This is a genomic window from Actinoplanes sp. NPDC049118 (assembly GCF_040648555.1).
GTDB lineage: Bacteria > Actinomycetota > Actinomycetes > Mycobacteriales > Micromonosporaceae > Actinoplanes.
Map to the genome: position 1 here is coordinate 1 of NZ_JBEZDY010000073.1, position 2,683 is coordinate 2,683.

Consider the following 2,683-nt stretch of genomic DNA (forward strand, 5'->3'; position numbering starts at 1 on the left):
GAACACCACAGCTGAAGTGGACACGGTCAACCGTCCCTTTCATAGAAGGGTTGATGGGTTGGAAAGGCGGCGAGGTCGGCAGGTGTAGGAGCCAGTACCGACCCCGCGCCACACTTCAGAACATTTGCGGCCACCATCGGTGGTCGCCGGGCCGGGAACATAGGAGCCAGAGCTGTTACCGGACCGTCAAACAGATGGGGTTGTTGTCAGCGGCGAAAGGCCGCTCGGCGGATGAAATGCCACGGGCACTGTGGCGGGCAGTACGGATGTTGCGGAGTACCTACTTGGACGAGGTACCAGTGAGCGGCTTCAGCGACACCGCGCGGAACGCGACGCCGTTACGACCGTTGGTCGCCCACGGAATGGCCTCGAGCTGCTCGATGGCGACGAGCTGTCCCACCGTCACGTTCGGCTTTTCACCAGCCGTAGTGATGGCGATGACCTCACCGCCGGTCTCGTCGAGCACGATGACCTGGGTCGACCACATCAGTCGGCCCGTTCCCTTCTCGGAACGCTGGTTGCCGTTCTGGTCGTTCTTCGTCTCGGTGGGCTTCGACACCGTGACCTGCTTGCCGGTCGTGTCCACGTACAGCTTCATGAGGTGTTCCTCCTTCTGTAGAGCGCATCCCCAGTGGACGACTGCTCTGTGCGGGCTTCTTGCTCGCAACTCAAGGAGACCCCGGAATCGGTGACGTTAGAACGGCCTTGCCGTGACGCTTGGGACGTTTATAGTGGAGGAAACGTCCCACACGGTGATCGGACGGAGCGACAGTGGCGAACGAACGGCTCAGAGACGCACTCGACCGGGCACGTGTGACGCCTGCGGAACTGGCGTTGTTCACCGAGACCGACGTAAAAACCGTCAGTCGCTGGGTGGGTGGGAGAGTCCCGCACCCGCGTACCCGATTCAAGATCGCAAAGCGGTTGAAGGAAGACGAAGATTTCTTGTGGCCTGGAGCTCGCCGGGCCTCCTCAGAGACCGCAGATGCCTCTGGTGTTGTCCAGTTGTACGCCAACCGAGGATCTGTACCCGTCAACCTGTGGGATCGCCTACTGGATCAGGCGACATCGCAAGTCGACGTTCTCGTATACGTAGGAATGTTCCTCACCGAGAAGCCGGACCTCCTCAAGCGCCTACGCGAAAAGGCTGGCGCAGGCGTACAGGTCCGTCTGATGCTGGGCAGCCGCGACTGTGAGGCCGTCAAGCAGCGCAGCACCGACGAAGGCATCGGGCGCGACACGATCTCGGCCAAAATCGATCAGGCGCAGGCGTTCTTTCGACCGCTCATCGGCGTTCGGAACATCGAGTTGCGTAGCCATCAGACGGTGCTCTACAACTCGATCTATCGATTCGACGATGACATGATCGTCAACCCGCATGTGTTCGGGAAGACTGCACCGATGGCGCCTGCGCTTCACCTTCGCAGGACATCCAACTACGGCCTTTTCGACACCTACAGCGAAAGCTTCGACGCAGTCTGGAGCCACTCAATGACTCAAGGTCTGGAACCAGTCGATGCCTAAAACGGACTACCTCAACGATTCTTCAGCGCCAGCGGCCAACTCGTTGGTTGTCGCCGTAGCGGTCATCGTCCGGGATGGAGAGGGGCGGCTGCTCTTGATCAGACGCTCCGACAACGGGCTGTGGGCACTTCCAGGCGGAGCACAGGATCTTGGCGAGTCCGTTACACAGGCCGCTGTCCGTGAGGTCGAGGAGGAGTCAGGGCTTCAGGTCGAAATCAGCGGAATCTCTGGAATCTATTCGAACCCAAATCACGTCATTGCTTACGACGATGGCGAGGTGCGACAGGAGTTCTCGATCTGCTTCCACGGCACGCTGGTGGGCGGAAGCTTGAGAACCAGCAGCGAGTCAGCGGAGGTTCGATGGGTCGATCGCCGTGAGCTGGATGACCTACCGATGCACCCGTCAATGTCGATTCGCGTACAGCACGGCCTTGAGCGCCGGGAGCCTTACCTAGGCTAGATGTTGCTGACGACCCGCAGGCGATCGTATGTGCGACTGATCGCGGCTCCGAGATCCTGCTCCGCGCTGGTAATGAAGGTAGTCACCAGGTCGTCAGGACCGTACCGCTCCTTGATCTCAGCCACCCTGCTGGCGAATTCCGTCGGCTCCCCATCCGGTGTCGTCGTCAGGTCACACAGCCACAGAGCGTCGCGGACGGGGCCTTCCTCGTCTGTAAAGGATGCGAGCTGGTCCTCTAGCCCACGGAGACGTGCTTCCCTGATCGCGCATGAGTGATGCGCGACCAGGTGAACCAACCGAGCCGGTGCATCGATCGATTGCAAGAAGTAGGCGCCATCCAGGGGATGAAAACCCGTTCTGACCAGGTCTGGCGCATAACCGATGTCATGCAGGACAGCAGCCGCTTCAAGCAGTGGGGCATCGTCACCCACAACAGCAGCCAAGCTCTGGGCCTTCAATGCGACGCCCTGAACGTGGGACCACCGTCGAGGCAAGGCAGCAGCTAGTTTCTGTTCCGAGGTTTGGTAGGCCCAGGCGACGAGCGACATGCCCAGACGATAGCGGCACGCGTCATACGGGAACAGCGGGTCGGTCGGCTGCAGTCTGCCGAGTCTCAGGACCTGGGTGACAGATCAGTCTCAGGACGTGGGTGACACTTCCGGCTAGATGATCTTTCTGGGTAGGTGTGGGTTAGACCGG

General features: G+C 60.4%; 4 protein-coding genes. 2 read left to right on the top strand and 2 right to left on the bottom strand.

Going from position 1 to position 2,683, the window contains the following annotated elements; translation table 11 throughout:
* Positions 1-280: 280 nt before the first annotated feature.
* Positions 281-598, bottom strand: a complete 318-nt coding sequence (locus tag AB0B58_RS42215) for a hypothetical protein (protein WP_360237027.1) — start codon at positions 596-598, stop codon at positions 281-283.
* Between the two features lie 173 nt (positions 599-771).
* Here AB0B58_RS42215 and AB0B58_RS42220 point away from each other — a divergent pair, with 173 nt between their 5' ends.
* Both AB0B58_RS42220 and AB0B58_RS42225 read left to right on the top strand, forming a co-directional pair.
* Complete coding sequence (locus AB0B58_RS42220; RefSeq protein WP_360237030.1) at positions 772-1,524, top strand: XRE family transcriptional regulator; 753 nt, start codon at positions 772-774, stop codon at positions 1,522-1,524.
* Complete coding sequence (locus AB0B58_RS42225; RefSeq protein ID WP_360237033.1) at positions 1,517-1,984, top strand: NUDIX domain-containing protein; 468 nt, start codon at positions 1,517-1,519, stop codon at positions 1,982-1,984. The genes AB0B58_RS42220 and AB0B58_RS42225 overlap by 8 nt, the downstream gene beginning before the upstream one ends.
* On the opposite strand, the gene AB0B58_RS42230 is transcribed toward AB0B58_RS42225, so the two are convergent.
* Positions 1,981-2,532: an HD domain-containing protein gene (locus tag AB0B58_RS42230; RefSeq protein WP_360237036.1), complete on the bottom strand. Its 552-nt coding sequence runs from the start codon at positions 2,530-2,532 to the stop codon at positions 1,981-1,983. The genes AB0B58_RS42225 and AB0B58_RS42230 overlap by 4 nt on opposite strands.
* Positions 2,533-2,683 lie beyond the last annotated feature (151 nt).

Bases quoted from the DNA above. Each gene is read 5' to 3' on its own strand.
- AB0B58_RS42215 (WP_360237027.1), bottom strand. From the start codon at position 598: ATGAAGCTGTACGTGGACACGACCGGCAAGCAGGTCACGGTGTCGAAG.
- AB0B58_RS42230 (WP_360237036.1), bottom strand. From the start codon at position 2,532: ATGTCGCTCGTCGCCTGGGCCTACCAAACCTCGGAACAGAAACTAGCT.
- AB0B58_RS42225 (WP_360237033.1), top strand. From the start codon at position 1,517: ATGCCTAAAACGGACTACCTCAACGATTCTTCAGCGCCAGCGGCCAAC.